Origin of the sequence: Salinarchaeum sp. IM2453, assembly GCF_019693215.1 — an archaeon.
GTDB lineage: Archaea > Halobacteriota > Halobacteria > Halobacteriales > Salinarchaeaceae > IM2453.
On record NZ_CP081183.1, the window covers coordinates 1,209,141 to 1,227,145 of the forward strand.

Annotated in this window: 12 protein-coding genes, 2 tRNA genes, 3 rRNA genes and 1 pseudogene; 12 read left to right on the plus strand and 6 right to left on the minus strand. The window is 50.9% G+C overall.

Features of this window, described 5'->3' with window-relative positions:
- Positions 1-13: 13 nt before the first annotated feature.
- Positions 14-451: a ribbon-helix-helix domain-containing protein gene (locus K0C01_RS05645; protein WP_221171047.1), complete on the minus strand. Its 438-nt coding sequence runs from the start codon at positions 449-451 to the stop codon at positions 14-16.
- A 185-nt stretch (positions 452-636) separates the two neighbouring features.
- Here K0C01_RS05645 and K0C01_RS05650 point away from each other — a divergent pair, with 185 nt between their 5' ends.
- Entirely contained in the window at positions 637-945 is a 309-nt protein-coding gene (locus K0C01_RS05650; protein WP_221171048.1) for a non-histone chromosomal MC1 family protein, read from the plus strand.
- Between the two features lie 117 nt (positions 946-1,062).
- A complete protein-coding gene (locus tag K0C01_RS05655) occupies positions 1,063-1,488 on the plus strand; it encodes a universal stress protein (protein ID WP_221171049.1) in 426 nt (141 codons plus the stop codon).
- 16 nt (positions 1,489-1,504) lie between these two features.
- Here K0C01_RS05655 and K0C01_RS05660 read toward each other — a convergent pair whose 3' ends face one another.
- On the minus strand, positions 1,505-1,816 hold the full coding sequence (locus K0C01_RS05660) for a DUF7521 family protein (protein ID WP_397541149.1): 312 nt from the start codon (positions 1,814-1,816) through the stop codon (positions 1,505-1,507).
- An 88-nt stretch (positions 1,817-1,904) separates the two neighbouring features.
- Entirely contained in the window at positions 1,905-2,252 is a 348-nt protein-coding gene (locus K0C01_RS05665; protein ID WP_221171051.1) for an ArsR/SmtB family transcription factor, read from the minus strand.
- A 252-nt stretch (positions 2,253-2,504) separates the two neighbouring features.
- On the opposite strand from K0C01_RS05665, the gene K0C01_RS05670 reads away from it, so the two are divergent.
- From K0C01_RS05670 to K0C01_RS05700, 7 genes are all read left to right on the plus strand, one after another.
- Positions 2,505-2,783, plus strand: a complete 279-nt coding sequence (locus K0C01_RS05670) for a DUF7521 family protein (RefSeq protein ID WP_221171052.1) — start codon at positions 2,505-2,507, stop codon at positions 2,781-2,783.
- Positions 2,784-2,904: 121 nt separating this feature from the next.
- On the plus strand, positions 2,905-3,360 hold the full coding sequence (locus tag K0C01_RS05675) for a hypothetical protein (protein ID WP_221171053.1): 456 nt from the start codon (positions 2,905-2,907) through the stop codon (positions 3,358-3,360).
- 1,212 nt (positions 3,361-4,572) lie between these two features.
- Positions 4,573-6,043 (plus strand): 16S ribosomal RNA (locus K0C01_RS05680).
- 105 nt (positions 6,044-6,148) lie between these two features.
- A tRNA-Ala gene (locus tag K0C01_RS05685) sits at positions 6,149-6,220 on the plus strand.
- A gap of 207 nt (positions 6,221-6,427) precedes the next feature.
- Positions 6,428-9,346: ribosomal RNA gene (locus K0C01_RS05690) — 23S ribosomal RNA — on the plus strand.
- A 124-nt stretch (positions 9,347-9,470) separates the two neighbouring features.
- A 5S ribosomal RNA gene (gene rrf / locus K0C01_RS05695) occupies positions 9,471-9,592 on the plus strand.
- Together the 16S, 23S and 5S rRNA genes with 2 tRNA genes alongside form the textbook arrangement of a ribosomal RNA operon.
- 99 nt (positions 9,593-9,691) lie before the next feature.
- Positions 9,692-9,767: transfer RNA gene (locus K0C01_RS05700), tRNA-Cys, on the plus strand.
- A gap of 112 nt (positions 9,768-9,879) precedes the next feature.
- Here the strand turns inward: K0C01_RS05700 and K0C01_RS05705 are convergent.
- Both K0C01_RS05705 and K0C01_RS12745 read right to left on the minus strand, forming a co-directional pair.
- Positions 9,880-10,791, minus strand: coding sequence for a type II CAAX endopeptidase family protein (locus K0C01_RS05705; RefSeq protein WP_221171054.1), 912 nt, complete (start codon positions 10,789-10,791; stop codon positions 9,880-9,882).
- A 546-nt stretch (positions 10,792-11,337) separates the two neighbouring features.
- Positions 11,338-11,939, minus strand: a pseudogene (locus K0C01_RS12745) (transposase); the annotation flags it as partial.
- A gap of 1,551 nt (positions 11,940-13,490) precedes the next feature.
- Here K0C01_RS12745 and K0C01_RS05710 point away from each other — a divergent pair.
- Together K0C01_RS05710 and K0C01_RS05715 are read left to right on the plus strand one after the other, a co-directional pair.
- Positions 13,491-14,753, plus strand: coding sequence for an RNA-guided endonuclease InsQ/TnpB family protein (locus K0C01_RS05710; protein ID WP_221171055.1), 1,263 nt, complete (start codon positions 13,491-13,493; stop codon positions 14,751-14,753).
- A gap of 16 nt (positions 14,754-14,769) precedes the next feature.
- On the plus strand, positions 14,770-15,066 hold the full coding sequence (locus K0C01_RS05715; RefSeq protein ID WP_221171056.1) for a hypothetical protein: 297 nt from the start codon (positions 14,770-14,772) through the stop codon (positions 15,064-15,066).
- Positions 15,067-15,254: 188 nt separating this feature from the next.
- Here the strand turns inward: K0C01_RS05715 and K0C01_RS05720 are convergent, their stop codons facing one another.
- Positions 15,255-16,043, minus strand: a complete 789-nt coding sequence (locus K0C01_RS05720; protein ID WP_221171057.1) for a VOC family protein — start codon at positions 16,041-16,043, stop codon at positions 15,255-15,257.
- A 465-nt stretch (positions 16,044-16,508) separates the two neighbouring features.
- Here K0C01_RS05720 and K0C01_RS05725 point away from each other — a divergent pair, with 465 nt between their 5' ends.
- A complete protein-coding gene (locus K0C01_RS05725; RefSeq protein ID WP_221171058.1) occupies positions 16,509-17,963 on the plus strand; it encodes an NCS2 family permease in 1,455 nt (484 codons plus the stop codon).
- The last annotated feature ends 42 nt before the right edge of the window (positions 17,964-18,005 follow it).

Here is an 18,005-nt window from a genome sequence, read left to right on the forward strand (position 1 = left end):
TAGTTACTGGGTGTTACCGTCGATGTTCCGGCGGTTGCACTGGCGTGCTTGTTAGCTGTTCCTGCTGTTGTGTTTCGTCTTTTCGGTACTGCTGAAGCACTTCTTCAAGAATAAGCGCGTGTCGATCCGCGGCGGAGTAGTGGTGGTCAATGAAATCCTCTGCGTCAGCGTAATTCCCTCGCATTGCATACTGTCGCACAATTACAAGTGACTCAAAAAAAGGTATTTTTTCATCATTCTCTTGCTGCGTAAGATCATGTTCATCAAGCACTTCTTCTTTAATCTCCTCAAAATCAATTGTTTCAGGTGTGTATCCATCAACAATGCGTTCAAGCATGTAATCAGCAGCAAATCGGTAGAATTCTGATTTGCTCTCGAAGTGTCCCTCATTGACAAGAGTCTCAATCTCGTCGACAACCGTCTCGGGGAATCGGATTGTACTCTTAACCATTGTTATGTATGTATTAGGTAATCCATTATATCAACGTTTGTACGACATGTATAAGATAATTTATTAAATACGAGTAACTAGTCATGAATCTCAACCGATATATTTCGATAAAATCGGGTTTCTGCCTTTGATTTGGGGGTTATCTTTATACTGATTGGTGTGTTCTTTTTACATGGAGGGAAATTATGGTACGAGAAGACGGTAAGCGAAACTTCGCACTACGGGAAGAGAATGGTGAGGAAACTAGTGTCTTCGCAGGGAATACACCTCGGCAGGCAGCTCTGAAAGCGGCTCGTCGGCTTGAACCGGCACCGTCAGAAGATGATGCTGATCCCGAAGAGCTTCGTCTCCGTGAAAAAGGTACTGACAAAGTCCACATCTATGACGGCTGGGCATGGGAAGAAGAAGCGCCAGACGACAAGCCGGACTGGATGCCTGATGAGATCACGGAAGCAAACGTCTCGAAGAAGGGCATCGAGCATCTTGACGAGTAACGCCGGTGGGTATGCTGACTCGGAAGCAGGTCGACGCCCACATTAACTTTTCGCCGTGTTTCATCCAGTGGATATTGTCACAATTATTAACCATGCTACCACTGGATATCAGCAGGAATGTATCAGGATATTCTTCTTCCCACTGACGGCAGTGATAGTGTCTCTAGTGCCGTTAAACGTGGGATAGAACTTGCTCGTGATTACGATGCAACCGTCCATGCATTGACTGTGAAAGAATCTACTGGTGCCGTCAAACGCGATCAAATTCGCCATGATCCCGATGAAGCAGCGGAGCAGGCACTTACTGCAGTCCAAAAAGAAGCTGAAGCTCATTCCGTGTCAACTGAATCATATGTTGAATCAGGCGTTCCGCATGCAGTGATTACAGATTATATTGACACGCACGATATTGATCTAATCGTGATGGGTACACATGGCCGGACAGGATTACAGCGCATGCTTGTTGGAAGTGTTGCCGAGCGAGTTATCCGAAAATCCGATGTTCCAGTACTGGTTATCAGCCCAGATGATGTTTCAGAATAACTTTCTTGTCCGTTGATTAGTCATCCCGTTGCGCCGGTATATCTACGCTCATCGACCCACCATACAGTGAATAAAGCACAAATCCGATTCCTATCGCCGTGATACTCGTCTGGATAGCACTTGCTTGGTGTAAGGAAAATATCCCCAGTTCATAGAGCATACCTTCCACAAGAGCTGCAACACTTACAAGCGAAAATCCAACAGCAACGTATAGCATTGCTGTCCCCCCCATCCGGCGGTAACTCCGATATGCATGCACGGCAATAACCCCACTCAGCAGCATCACAACAGTCTTCGCTATTGTCAGCTCAGGGTGCACACTCGGCATTCATAGTTGGAATTATTTGTACCCGTTGGTCCAATGATATATTGCCCTCTCCATAGTCCATACAATTGCTTGACAAAGAGATTACCGGTCAATCGTTTCGCATCTGTCCCCACATCTGTCCAAACCGATCAGCAACATCGTCCTGTGTCTCGACTGTTACTGTCACCGATCCATCCTCCACATTGATTGACAGTCCCTCGAGTGTCGCTTTGTAGAGTTTCCGATGATGTCCGTTCCGATCAATCTCAAGACGTTCTTTAATCAGCCCATGCGACTTGAGCCGTTCAATACGACGATACACGGTCGTCTCAGAGGCGTCACACGTTTCTGTTAGATCTTTTGCAGACTTTGCCTCTTGTTCCGTCTCAGTCAGTATATTGAGTGCGTACTCATCAGCAATCACATCCAACACTTCAGTAGTTGTGGGCTGTGCCATGTATGTCTGTCAATATCAACCATTGCATATAAATGGTTGGCATATTTTCACCCCAAATGTTCGTATTAACAATAATGTTCATAAATGTGTAGTCAAACGTCTATTCTCTGTCGACTACGGACCACCAGACCACCAATTAAGGTCACCTCCCGTTTCTGGGTTTTCCGGCGTACTGTGATCTCTGTGTTTTATTTTTATATTCTGGAGATATATGAGTAGAATTAACACGTTCGGTATCGGTACTTTATTTGTATGGACACACTCTGGATAGCATATATCCTCTCTGCTGGATTTCTCGCAGCAGCCGGTCTTGCAATGGTCGGTGCCGCAGTTCGAGCATACTTTGAGACTGAGCGAGAGGAAATGATCTACCTCTCTATTGGATTTTCGGTTGTAGTCGCGTCGGTTCTTGCAACAACAATTGTTGGGATCACACGCGAGTTCCAGAGCCCCCGGTTTTTATTCACTGTCCAGTATGCAGTGATGACGGTTGGGTTCCTGTTTATCCTCTACAGCATCTGGGGAGAGTAAGTTACCTTGACTACCGTTCTCTGCTCTGACGCTTCAATAACTCTCTTATTTACCGCCATTCTTTTAGAATCTGATGACATAACTGTTGTATGCTACGCTGGGGATGTTCCCCTGATACACGATGAGTCTTGATCCAATTCACGACCGTGACCTTCTTGATCCTCGCTCTCGGCATAATATTCACGTTACTTCTCGCAGTGACCTTCGAGATATACACGAATGGTCCCAAGATACGCTTTACCAGGCTGTTAGCGCAGCCGATACAGAAGACAATATTGTCGTGCTAGACTACGGCCGAACAAATATCTATCTCGTTGATGAAGAGGAGCTCGAATACCAGCCCCCCGAGATACTTGGCGTTCGAACGCCGCCTGCACTACGAATCTCCAGTTCTCGACAGTTTGACCCAGAAGGGCCAAAGATCGTCCCTAATCAGTCGGTTGTTGTTTCTCCCGAGTTCGATATCCTTGTTCCAGCATTTGACTGGGATGGCCTCGACGAAGAAGATATATTGCCTCCTACTGACCGTACACCGTCTAGCACATCAACCGGGGCCGGAACAGGAACGCTTGGATGATCTCCATACCGATAAGGTAACTTATTGGCATTTGTAGCTCTCTAACAACTTTACTGTCGTTCTCTTTGTCGCTTCTAGTTTTCCGGTGCCACCCTTGTCTTGGCTAAACATAAATCCGCTAACTTCCTCACATCTGACATTCACAATCAAAAACTCAGCACATCGAAGCTTATCCGAGCAAGATTAGCTAACAAACGTTATGATGATTCTAATGTCGATCGTTCATATGACCGTCCTGATGTGGCTCGGGTGCCTTGTCTAACCGGATCATGTCAGGAATCGGGCCACGCCATGTCTGAGACCCCTCTTTGGGCCGTAGGCTGTAAACCCCGACAAACACGGTACCGCTGAATCCCATGCCGGGACCCCACTAGATGTTTGACCATGTTGATGAGACTGTAACCCTGGACCTCCCACCCAAGCAATGAGCTACCGTGAGAGGAAGTCAACAAGCCTGCCGTCACCAGTGCTCTTTCACATGTGTACCTGCAGCTCCACAGCAATAGCAGGCAGAGTATCTCAGATTTCCCCCGAGGTACTTCATCACACCAACATCGTAGCAAAAATCAAGTATAGACGTGTACATACGCGTGCGCGGATTCCCACTCGGTCCGACATCGTGTACACGCGAAGGATGACAGGCCGGTCTCCCTCCGCGTCTTATCTTGTTCTTTTGATGGTGTTGTTCTGTGGAGGCATTCTCTGTGTTCGAGTATGCAAAGTTAGCTACATTCTTCAGGAATATCAATGATTTATTAATGAATCATGTCGACAGTCAACATGAAAAATCGCCACATGGTACAGAGTTTCGTAGAGATTCCAGTTCGACGGCCTTATATACCAACCGTCCATTGTGATATAATGTGAGCGAGGTGGTGCACGTCACCGCCAAGGTGAGTCCCGGTCTGCTTTGACCGGACGACCTTGGTTCGTTGCCCTTAAGTGTATAAGGGCATTCCAAACATAATGTGCACCCGGAAGCCCTCACGGGCTTCCGACCCCGGGCCGCACAGCTTTCGAAGGGTTTATGACCCATCGAAGGCAATATTCAGGTCCGGAAGAGAGAATGAGGATTCCACCCCTGCGGTCCGCCGTATAGATGGAATCTGATGTCAGCCTTGATAGTTCGGTGAAATCCGGTCGGATGACTGGTGATCACCGAGCTCGGACCTTTTGGTGATTTCCGCCAACCGCCCCCTTCTTGGGGGCAACATTCTGGTTGATCCTGCCAGAGGCCATTGCTATCGGGGTCCGATTTAGCCATGCTAGTCGCACGGGTTTAGACCCGTGGCGTAAAGCTCAGTAACACGTGGCCAAACTACCCTATGGATCAGAACAACCTCGGGAAACTGAGGCTAATTCTGAATAGGGCTTGCATCTTGGAGTAGAGCAAGTCCGAAATGCTTCGGCGCCATAGGATGTGGCTGCGGCCGATTAGGTTGACGGTGGGGTAACGGCCCACCGTGCCAATAATCGGTACGGGTTGTGAGAGCAAGAGCCCGGAGACGGTATCTGAGACAAGATACCGGGCCCTACGGGGCGCAGCAGGCGCGAAACCTTTACACTGCGCGACAGCGCGATAAGGGGACCCCGAGTGCGAGGGCATATAGTCCTCGCTTTTCTGGACCGTAAGGTGGTTCAGGAATAAGGGCTGGGCAAGACCGGTGCCAGCCGCCGCGGTAATACCGGCAGCCCGAGTGATGGCCGATTTTATTGGGCCTAAAGCGTTCGTAGCCTGCCAGACAGGTCCGTCGGGAAATCTGCACGCCCAACGTGCAGGCGTCCGGCGGAAACCAGCTGGCTTGGGGCCGGAAGACCCAGGGGGTACGTCCGGGGTAGGAGTGAAATCCTGTAATCCCGGACGGACCGCCGGTGGCGAAAGCGCCCTGGGAGGACGGACCCGACGGTGAGGGACGAAAGCTAGGGTCACGAACCGGATTAGATACCCGGGTAGTCCTAGCCGTAAACGATGCCCGCTAGGTGTGGCGCAGGCTACGAGCCTGCGCTGTGCCACAGCGAAGGCGCTAAGCGGGCCGCCTGGGAAGTACGTCTGCAAGGATGAAACTTAAAGGAATTGGCGGGGGAGCACTACAACCGGAGGAGCCTGCGGTTTAATTGGACTCAACGCCGGACATCTCACCGGCACCGACAGCAGTAATGACGGTCAGGTTGATGACCTTACTCGAGCTGCTGAGAGGAGGTGCATGGCCGCCGTCAGCTCGTACCGTGAGGCGTCCTGTTAAGTCAGGCAACGAGCGAGATCCGCATCCCTAATTGCCAGCAGCACGTTCTGCGTGGCTGGGTACATTAGGGAGACTGCCGCCGCTAAGGCGGAGGAGGGAACGGGCAACGGTAGGTCAGTATGCCCCGAATGTGCCGGGCAACACGCGGGCTACAATGGCCGAGACAATGGGATGCGACCCCGAGAGGGGAAGCTAATCTCCTAAACTCGGTCGTAGTTCGGATTGAGGACTGAAATTCGTCCTCATGAAGCTGGATTCGGTAGTAATCGTGCCTCAGTAGGGCGCGGTGAATACGTCCCTGCTCCTTGCACACACCGCCCGTCAAACCACCCGAGTGGGGTCCGGATGAGGCCCGGTTCCCGGGTCAAATCTGGGCTCTGCAAGGGGGGTTAAGTCGTAACAAGGTAGCCGTAGGGGAATCTGCGGCTGGATCACCTCCTATTGACCGGGACCAGACGGAATGTCTGGCCCACTTTTCATGAGCTCGACGATCTCGTTTTCCGACCGGACACTTAGGAACTATCAAGGCTGATATCCGCAGGGGAGGGCCCATAGCTCAGTGGGAGAGCGCCGCCTTTGCAAGGCGGAGGCCCTGGGTTCAAATCCCAGTGGGTCCATGTCTGAATCGGATCTGATTCGTTCCCCTTAAGTGGGGGAAACGACAAATCCGATTCACGCAAGACCGATGCACCATCCCGTGAAAGCGCGGGTGGGAAGGGTCGAACACGCTCCGCAACCAACGGACGTGTGATGAGACTGCATGTGAGTGCGATCCAGGCGTCCACTGGGCCCGTTCAACCGGGTCTACGTGGCACATATGACCGACTGCGTGGCTACTACGCCGGCCGGTGAATGGCTCGGCTCGGAAGCCGATGAAGGACGTGCCAAGCTGCGATAAGCCTGAGGGACCCGCACGGAGGGGAAGAACTCAGGATTTCCTAATGGGAATCCCCATCGCAATTGCTGTGCGCAATGGGGAACGCCGGGAACTGAAACATCTTAGTACCGGTAGGAACAGAAAGCAATCGCGATGTCGTCAGTAACCGCGGGTGAAATCGACATAGCCCAAACCGAAGCCTTCTGGGCAATGTGGTGTTCGGGCTGGCTTTCATCACCAGAACGTTCATGTGAAGTCCCTTGGAATAGGGCGCGAGACAGGGTGAAAGCCCCGTATCATGGACAAGTACGGTGTGCGCCAGTACCAGAGTAGCAGGGGTTGGATATCCCTTGTGAACAAAGCAGGCATCGACTGCTAAGGCTAAATACTACCCGAGACCGATAGTGAACAAGTAACGTGAGTGAACGCTGAAAAGCACCCCAAGAAGGGAGGTGCAATAGGGCCTGAAATCGGTCGGTTATAGAGCGTCGGGGCACAAAAGGCTCCATGGAAAACGATCTGGGGGCGACCCCACAGTAGGATCTGTGGAGAGCCGGTGTCCCGTCGTACGTTTTGAAAAACGGACCAGGGAGTGTGTTGACTTGGCGAGTCTAACCGGGTTATCCGGGAAGGCATAGGGAAACCGACATGGCCGCAGCCTTATGGCGAGGGCCGCCGTGCTCAAGCGCGGGGAGTCAAGTCGACACGACCCGAATCCGGACGATCTATGCGTGGGCAGGGTGAAGCATGGCGAAAGCTATGTGGAGGCCCGCTAGGGTTGGTGTCTTACAATACCCTCCCGTGACTCGCGCATAGGGGTGAAAGGCCCATCGAGTCCGGCAACAGCTGGTTCCAGTCGAAACATGTCGAAGCATGACCTCCGTCGAGGTAGTCTGTGGGGTAGAGCTACTGATTAGCGGCCCTGACTCCGAGAGGAGTCAGACCGCTTGTCAAACTCCGAACCCACAGACGCTGTTGACGCGGGGAATCCGGTGTGCGGGGTAAGCCTGTGCACCAGGAGGGGGACAACCCAGAGTTGGGTTAAGGTCCCAAAGTGCGAGCTAAGTGTGATCTTAAAGGTGGTCCCGAGCCCTAGACAGCCGGGAGGTGAGCTTAGAAGCAGCTACCCTCTAAGAAAAGCGTAACAGCTTACCGGCCGAGGTTCGGGGCGCCCAAAATGATCGGGGCTCAAGCTCGCCACCGATACCCAACCGCGCCCGTGAAACGGCGATTGAGTAGACTGGCGCTCCGGTCGGATGGAAGCTCGGGCGAGAGCTCGCGTGGACCGACCGGAAACGAAAATCCTGGTCATAGTAGCAGCGTTAGTCGGGTTGAAATCTCGACGGCCGTAAGGGCAAGGGTTCCTCGGCAATGTTTATCAGCCGAGGGTTAGCCGGTCCTAAGTCCTCTCGTAACTCGCGGGGGACAATGGGAAACAGGTTAATATTCCTGTGCCTCCGTCCACTCAAAGCCGACGTCCTGGGGTATGCCAAGCCGGGCAATCGCCCGGTCGAAGCGTCCAACGTCGTGGAAGCCGTAATGGCACGAAGCGACCGAATGACGTGATCGGGCAACTTGGCGCAACCCAGGACCCGTGAAAAGGCGAGGACGGTGACCGTACCCAGAACCGACACAGGTGCCCTGGCGGAGAAAGCCAAGGCCTGTCGGGAGCAACCAACGTTAGGGAATTCGGCAAGTTGGTCCCGTAAGTTCGCGATAAGGGATGCCTGCCCCGCAACGGGGCAGGTCGCAGTGACTAGGACGCTCCGACTGTCTAATAAAAACATAGGTGGTCGCAAATCCGCAAGGACTTGTACGGCCACTGAATCCTGCCCAGTGCGGGTATCTGAACACCCATTACAATGGGGCGAAGGACCCGTTAACGGCGGGGGTAACTATGACCCTCTTAAGGTAGCGTAGTACCTTGCCGCTTCAGTAGCGGCTTGCATGAATGGATTAACGAGAGCGTCACTGTCCCAACGTTGGGCCCGGTGAACTGTACGTTCCAGTGCGGAGTCTGGAGACCCCCAGGGGGAAGCGAAGACCCTATGGAGCTTTACTGCAGGCTGTCGCTGGGACACGGTCGCTAGTGTGCAGAATAGGTAGGAGCCATTACACAGGTGCGTGCGCCAGCACGTCGCCGAGGCAACCTTGAAATACTACCCGCTAGTGACTGTGACCCTAACTCCGGGAGGAGGACACCGGTAGCCGGGCAGTTTGGCTGGGGCGGCACGCGCTTGAAAAGATATCGAGCGCGCCCCAAGATCACCTCAGCCGGGACAGAGATCCGGCGAAGAGTGCAAGAGCAAAAGGTGGTCTGACAGTGTCCTACACAGCGAGGGACGCTGACGCGAAAGCGTGGTCTAGCGAACCAATGAGGCTCCTCAATGGGGCCCATTGATGACAGAAAAGCTACCCTAGGGATAACAGAGTCGTCACCCGCAAGAGCTCATATCGACCGGGTGGCTTGCTACCTCGATGTCGGTTCCCTCCATCCTGCCCGTGCAGAAGCGGGCAAGGGTGAGGTTGTTCGCCTATTAAAGGAGGTCGTGAGCTGGGTTTAGACCGTCGTGAGACAGGTCGGCTGCTATCTACTGGGGGTGTCATGGTACCTGACGGGAACGATCGTATAGTACGAGAGGAACTACGATCGGCTGCCACTGGTGTACCGGTCGTCCGACAGGGCGAGTGCCGGGCAGCTACGCAGCATGGGGTAAAGGCTGAAAGCATCTAAGCCTGAAACCCTCCTGGAAAAGAGGTACCGCTAAGACCACCCGTATAAGACGGGTTCGATAGACTCGGGGTGTGCGCGCCAAGGTAACGAGGCGTTCAGCCCGCGAGCACTAACAGGTCAAAGTCACCTTATTCATTTCCGCATGGTCATACGTGTCCGTTCCCGATTGAACGGGCCCAGGCGCTAACTGGATCGCACTCATATGTGTTCATTACCGATTGTGGTTGTATCGCGGTTCGACTCCGCGAGTCGGCATTAAGGCGGCCACAGCGGTGGGGAAACACCCGTACCCATCCCGAACACGGAAGTTAAGCCCGCCAGCGTTCCGGCAAGTACTCGAGTGCGCGAGCCTCTGGGAACACCGGTTCGCCGCCTACTATTCATTATTACATCTCACCCCCGTACGGTTTCCGTGCGGGGGTTTTTCTCATTATGGACCGCTACGTTTAAGCCGTACATGCATGTATATAGTAATGTGCCAAGGTGGCAGAGTCTGGCCTAACGCGTCCGCCTGCAGAGCGGATCATCGCCGGTTCAAATCCGGCCCTTGGCTCTCGACTAACTACGTCTTATTTTTATATACTAGAGGGCTTTGGATGTCTTAGGCACGGCCCTTGACGATATCACTCGTATAGACGATGAGAGTATTGTCCAAATAACTTTTGTCACCAGCAATGGCAATTCATCAAATAACGCCTTCTCGCTTCGCAACGGGTGGATGTGGCATCTTGTTGCCTTTTCTGAAGGTTTTCGCCCCCCCAAATCAGCGTGATCAGGACGATAACCACGAACCATAGTGTGATGTGGAACACCTCTGCGCGACCGGTCAGGGTGAACGTCTGAGCGGTGAAGTTGATCACTGCATGTAGTACGATGGCCCCGATAATACTCCGGCGGGTGTTGTTATACACCCAGGTAAATACCACGGACAACCACACGATCCCAATATGGAACATCCAGAACTCTAGCGTGAGGAATCCAATATTTTCGTGGTGATGCCACCCTTCGACAAAGAACATTGGGAAGTGCCAGAGAGACCAGACGACGCCTAGTATCAGGCTTGCGATCAGCGCAGAATGTCTGAACTGGAGCCGATCTAATGCATACCCTCGCCACCCAGTCTCTTCGAGCAGCGGCACAAGCGTTGCCATGAACAGTGTCGGTAGAATCGCTAGCAAGAGGTTGTCGGCACCGGTCACCCAATCCGCGAGCGAGGCGCTCGTGCCGCCCAGTGCGATCTCTATGATCGCTGCGCTGGGGATCACAATCAACGGTAACAACAATATGACCAAGAACCAGTGTGCAGGGATACGGCGAACATTTGTAATTCGATCCCAGAAATCTTTCTGGCCAGGATCATCGTAGACGAAATATACGAATGCGATCCCGGCGATCCCAGGACCAGTAAGTCCTAAGAACAGCAATAGGATTCCGACAGGAGTGTCTGCACTGAGACCCAGAAGAATGGTTAGTACCCAGAACCCCAACGTGATAGCGAAGGCCACGCCGAAGAATATCCAGGGGTTCCCAACAGAGACAGACGTATTGCCAATGGTTTTTGATTCATCCCCTTCCATATTCTCTTCACATACATTCAACCATGTTAGCGGTATAATTGAGACGGTGAGAAGGACCGTTCTCTAACCCCGAGGATCACTCTCTAACTCTATAGCTTGGAACGATCTCCCGGTCTAGAAATGATATTATATCATTTGACACCATGTGAGACAGATAATGGGTACTGACTACATCTATGGTGGAGTGAACAGCTACATCATCATAGACTACTGGCAACCCCCAGAGGAATACCGAAATGTCGCACTCGAACCAATATCATCCAAACAGACGGTTGCTACTCGGAGCCGCTTAGAGCATCGTTTTTTCCGGCACGGTTTCCCACTTATTGTCGCACGCGAAGTGGTTAGCATGGATCCTCTGTGGATCTAGTGGATACAACTTACGACAACTGGACTGTTATTCTTCGCAACAATCATTGATATCTGGTTCTGCAGGCTCCAGATTTTTGCCGGGGTTCTCTTGATCGCTCAGCCGTCAGTCGGGCGCTGGACGTTTCAGCCTCGTCCGGGTTCTGAACGTCGGCTGCAAATTGAACACTGTCGTTTGGATTCGATGTCTTTGATCAAGTCCGAGTCGTGGGCAAACCGCGAACCGAAGAGGTAGGTGTCCGCAGTCTTATCACCTCTTCCTCGAGTTCCGTGACCATTACCTGAAAGAGATTATACTTTGTTTCGTCCTTGTCGTCTTGGTCTTCGTCGTCGGTTTTCTCGCACTGGCGAAACACGAGCGGGTAGGATGTTTTGTCATCGGTGTAGAACGAGTAAACGAGGTCCTGCCTCAGCCGGGTTCGCCTTTGGTGTGATCGTAGGACTCTCCAGCACCGGGAAATCCCTTCCCAGGTCGCTGGAACACTGAACCGTCAATAATTGATGAAGCCATCCTGAGGTACCATTTCCCCTGTTTTTGCAGTTCCTCTACCTGATCGTGGTTGAGCTGGTCTTTCTCAGTCGTACTCAGTGAGAAACCTTTTGAGTGCCCGCTCACCTTAGGCGGGAAGGACTTCTTGTGTAATTCCTGGTCACAATCTTGCTGCTGGCCGCAGAAAGCCCTGCCACGTACGCTTTGACGTGATGAGTCTGGTAATACGACAGCGAGTTGAACTCATCCAGCATGTCAGTACACGAAGAAAGTCTGTTATCGGCAGCATCAACCGTCACTACCCTCTATATCGTCTCAACTTAAACTGCAGAGCTGGGTATACTACATATTTACCCCACAGTTTCATCTGGATATCTTTTCTTGTTAATTATACCTACTCCTATGTACTCGCTACTCGATCTTATTTCCCGAGCAGGGGAGATGATCAATGACATTACGATTTCAACAATGTGGGGCACAGGTTACTGAGCAATATCCACGTGTCTCTGGCGACGAGAACAATGCCGCCCATCGTTGCTTAGCCTATGACCGTAGGGATCAAATGTAAAGTGGATCGGCAGCCAGCAAGGATGTCAACCAGCAAACCCCAGCTGAGTATCCTACCCAAAATTAGAGACACCTCGTTGATGATTCACTAGATCACAACAGCAGTTGTTGTTAATATGACTTCTCTACTCAGTTCAGAACGCATAACAAGCTCGTTCCATGTGCAACTACATACCGAATAGTGAATAACATGTTTGTATTCTCAATAATTGATAGGGCACAGCTTCTAGTGATGGCCGCAAAGTTGTCCCGGTCACTGTAGCAATACAGGACGCACTGGTTGTACACAGTGCAAAAGACATGCCTCCCGAAGGCGCAGCATTCTTTTACCCAACGAATGACTGGTTGATTGCGACCGAACGCGGTCCATACAGAGCGTTGTATTGATACACAGCAACTGCTATCGAAGTAACACAAAACAAAAGTGCTCCGGCATAATAACCTAATATCCCTCCAATTCTATCAGTGAGCTGGTTTCCAGCGCGAAGCACGGCTTCCGTTCTCCAGCAAATTCCTACGGAAGCTATATTCACGCCAATGAGACATGCGTTTCAAGCTGACGGGCTTGGACAATATCTAACAGTACAATCTCAGCCGGAATAATACGGGGACAGTGTATCGGTGCTGAGAAAAAGCAGTTAAAGATTGTAAACTGATTTGGAGGTGATGATATGTATCCGATCTGTTTTCCCTGTAGAATACCAACGTCTTGAACAACTTGACCTGAGCCTTAGATAGCAATGACAGTGGCCGTCAGCGCGAGCCAAAATAGACCAAACGTCAAGAAAATCCATAACGAGAGCTCTTCTGTCCATTCGTCGGTTATCTTATCTGGCTCTGTGAGTTTTCTTTCTATCATGATCTTCCACTATGTTTCCTAGAATATTGCTATGAAAGATGATTAAGGTATTGTGATGGCGCAATACTTGCCTTAATATATCGATCAGGATCTGTCGTGTGATCCATCTCAGAATTAATTGTCGACACCTCAGCTTGTTCCGTCAGAACGGCAGACGTTCGGCAGTTAACTTCAAAATAATTCCGTATTGGTTACGTAACCAATCGATTATTGTTTATTTGTCTATTCAGATGCTCTGTCAGGTTTATTTCGCGGTGTATATATGCGCTTTACGGAAGCTTCGAGGCGAAAGCCTCGCCGTTCACGGCGGGGATGAAGCCGACAACTCGGAGTCAAACCACGCTCGTAGCTCCGACTGGATATTCTAGGTCAAGATACCGAAGAATTATGTAAGTGAAAATACTATGCTTACATATGTCGAATCAGGTGGTCACTCGGACACTCAAAGCGAGTATCAGTAACCACTCGCAAGTCAGTGACGACCTCGATTCGCATGGCTTTGCCGCGTCGAAATTGTGGAACGTCGGGCGATGGACAATTTCGCGTGTCTGGGACGCTATCGGCCACATACCTGATGCCGATGAACTCTGTTCATACCTCAAAACGCACGAACGCTATGCAGACCTACACAGCCAATCTAGTCAGCGAGTTCTTCAAGAACTCGGTGAGGCGTTCGTCTCATGGTACGAACAGGACGACCCAGATGCGAACGCACCGGGCTACCGCAAACACGGCGACGACCACCCGCGCTCGACAGTGACATGGAAAAATCAGGGCTTCAAACTCGATACGGAGTACAACCGTGTGCGTCTCTCGAAAGGCACGAACATGAAAGAGTCGCGCTACGCCGCCGACTACATCCTCTGTGAGTACACGCTCCAGACAGCCGACAAGACGCTCGACGCTATTGAGAGTGTCCAGACGGTGCGTGCTGTCTGGACTGGTGAGACGTGGGAACTCCACTTTGTCTGCAAGATGCGGATTGAGACAGCCGATGCTCCCGGTGAAGAGACAGCAGGCGTTGACCTTGGCATCTGTAACACGGCGGCTGTCTCTGTCGGTGACGAGACACTGTTGTATCCGGGGAATGCCCTGAAAGAAGATGCTCACTACTTCCGACAACAGGAATACGAGACAGAAGGTGAGAATGGCCCGAGCGAGCACGCAGACTGGGCGAGACAGAAGAAATCCCGGCGACAAGAGCATTTCCTGCACGCAGTGTCGAGAGATATTGTTGAGCAATGTGCTGACCGAGGTGTTGGAAAGATAGCAGTCGGCCACCCGAAGAACATCCGTGACGATGGAGACTGGGGGAGACACGGGAATAAACGCCTGCACGACTGGGCATTTGAAGCACTGCTCAGCCACATCGAGTACAAAGCTCAAGAGCGTGGCATCGAGGTTGAGCGAGTAGATGAGTACGAGTTGGCCACGTCGATAACGTGCTGTGAGTGTGGCACGAAAGCCGATTCAAACCGGGTTGAGCGTGGCCTGTACGTCTGTGAGAACTGCGAACTGGTGGCAAATAGCGACTTGAACGCGGCAGAGAATATGCGAGCGACGGTAACTCCGAATCCTGAAGAGGATAGGAGTAACGGCTGCTTGGCACAGCCATCGGTACGCCTGTTCGACAAATCCACGGGCAGAGTACGCCCACAAGAACAGGTTGTCCCGTAAACCGTAATATCCCAACGTGGGAATCCTCGCGCTTCAGCGCGGGGAGGATGTCAACTTCAGCCTAGAGACTACTGACCGGTCGATCGATGCAACCAGTCTAGCTGTTGCATTCCCAGACAATGACTCGGAAAGAGCCGGTGTTTCGGTTGACGGTGATGTTGCTGCTGCCAGCACTGATTCCCTTGGTGCAGGCGATTCAGTAATCGTGACGATTGCTGATGATGTTGATGAGGAATTAGAGGGCGATCGTGTTCGGCTCGTTTGGGAAGGTGAAGATACCTCCTCAATCCTGACGACACATACAATTCAGTAACTGTCTTCATTTTTCTTGTATCCCTACCGCATCCAGATACGCCTGTAGCTGTGGATGCATCTGTGTGTTTTTCATTACCTCATTTACGGATTTTCTTGACGATAGAATGAAGCTTGGGAGAGTTTCAATCTCTACTACACTGTAACATATTCAGACAATGTTGCCTGCATACTAGCTTGTCCCGTTCATCAGAATGGGAACAGTGACTCAGCTTCTGGATCTCGCTTGAGCAGCTCTATTTCATGGCCGCTTGGATCCTTGGTAAACGCATAGAGATTATCGCAGTCTTCCGGTGGCCGATATTCTGGAGCCTCTCGTTTCATCAGTAGGTCCCAGTCGGATGCAAGCTCATCAATTCTAACGCAAAGGTGCCCCCATGCATTGCCAAAGTCATAGGTCCTTCCGTCATAATTATACGTCAACTCCAGAGACATTGCCTCAGCCGGTGCACCTTCCGGCTCTAGGAAGTAGTTGGCAAAGGTATCGGCTTCCCAACGTCCGGTTTCTTCATACTCAAATTTTCGTGTCCAGTATCCAATCGCTTGATCAGCATCCTCAACCCGGATCATTGTGTGGTCAATACTCCACATCTCTCCTTGATCGCGTTGAACCAACTCAATTTCGTGTCCGTCCGGATCCCGAATAAATGCGTATCGGCCACCACAGGATTCTGGGTCTCGGTAATCTTCAACGCCCTCCTCCATGAGTTGTTGATATGCTGCTTCTAGTTCTCCTTCCGGAACACGAACCGCAATATGACCCCATGCATCACCCATCTCTGTCGTCTCACCTTCGTTGTGTGTTAACTCAAGCATCGCGCCATCCTCATGCATGTTTTCTGGGCCAAGGTAAACAATTGTGAAGCCGTCTCCTTCATATCGGTCTTTTTCTTCATAATCCAGGTGCGTCTGGTACCAGTCGAGAGATTCCTCTAGGTCATTAACCCGGACCATTACGTGATCAAGAATTCCATTCATGTTTAGTAGTGACCATTCAGCAGTAAAAAGCGTGCTGACAGTGACGCCGGCTTGGAAAAATGCGTCACTCTTCGAGTGTTAACGTTGCTGCTAAACGGCGTGCCTTGACAACTTTGATAATCACTTAACCTAATCGGTTAGTGAACCCATAGATTGGATCTCGTGGACTGGTATGTTTAGGCCATTGCAAGTCATTTGTCGCATTAATCCTCAGAGTCAAACCATATTGCACTAGTTTCGCGTCATATCCGCGGTTAGAAACAATAACATATGCACTATTTCCGACGGTTTTGCCCCTCACATCAAACACTTCTTCGCAACTGATCTCTAAACACATGTGTCATACAATTAGTTTGATTTTTTGATGACAAATATCTCATGTCCATATGTATGTTCTTGACTCTCACATATTTCGGGACAAATGAACAGTAATTAAACGCAGGACATCATTGATAGTCAGTATAGATGTCAATATCGGAGCGAGTGGCAGAGTACTTCGATTTCGAGGAGTATGAAACGACTTACCGTACCGAACTTATCGCAGGTCTGACTACGTTTCTTGCGATGTCGTACATCATCGCAGTTAATCCACAAATCTTAGCTGATGCAATTTTGGCAGACGAGGCGATGGCTGATGCGTATTCACGCACACAAATTGTTGAGATGCTCGCCGTCGTCACCATCCTCGCTTCAGTTATTGCGACGGTTGTAATGGCTTTCTACGCTAAGCGGCCATTTGGCTTGGCTCCGGGGATGGGACTTAATGCCTTTTTCACCTATACCGTTGTGGTTGGTCTTGGAATTCCATGGCAGACAGCATTGGCTGCCGTGTTTGTGGAAGGTATTATTTTTATTCTGCTTACTGCTGTTGGGGCACGCCGATACCTCATTGAATTATTCCCAGAACCAGTCAAGCGTGGTGTTGGAGCTGGTATCGGTGCATTCTTACTCTTCCTTGGGTTGCAGGAAATGAATGTTGTTGTCTCGTATCCAGATGGAACCCTTGTTCAAATGGGTAATATTGCTAGCGATCCAGTTGCTATTGTCGCAGTGGTCGGACTCTTCCTTACCTTCATTTTATGGGCCAGAGACATCCGTGGATCAATCGTCATCGGAATTTTAACAACTGCTTTGGCTGGTTGGGCGCTTGCCCTCTCTGGTGTTAGCTCTCGGCTTGCACCGGAGGCTCAGCAAGACGCTATTGAGTCAGATGGTCTTACTGGTCTACTGGGGGCGGAATATGACTTTTCTCCTTTATTTGGCGCCTTCTATGAAGGATTACAAGATATTGATCCCGTAGTATTTGCGTTAGTTGTATTTACCTTCTTCTTCGTTGACTTTTTCGACACTGCTGGTACGCTAATCGGTGTTTCACAGATTGGTGGATTCCTTGATTCAGATGGTAATCTCCCAGAAATGGAAAAGCCGCTGATGGCGGATGCTGTCGGAACAACTGCTGGTTCAATCTTAGGTACATCAACAATTACAACATTTATCGAATCTTCAACCGGTCTTGAAGAAGGTGGTCGAACAGGATTCACCGCTCTCGCTGTAAGTGGGTTCTTCCTCTTATCGCTGCTTGCTGTACCGCTTATTTCGGCAATCCCGGCATATGCTTCCTACCTTGCGTTAGTTGTTGTTGGTGTAATTATGCTCCAGGGTGTTGTCGATATCGACTGGCAGGACCCAGCTTGGGCTATTTCTGGTGGTCTAACCATCCTTGTCATGCCAATGACGACATCTATTGCAGACGGTATTGCTGCTGGTATCATTGCATACCCGATTATTAAAACAGCAATGGGTCAAATAGATGAAACCCGGCCTGGCCAATGGATCCTTGCATTCCTGTTTATTATCTATTACTACGTCACCACAAGTGGGCTGTTGGAATCAATGACGACTATTTTGCTCTTCCACTGACCCCCTTGAGGTCTTCCTGAGACTGAGGCGCGAGGATTTCTT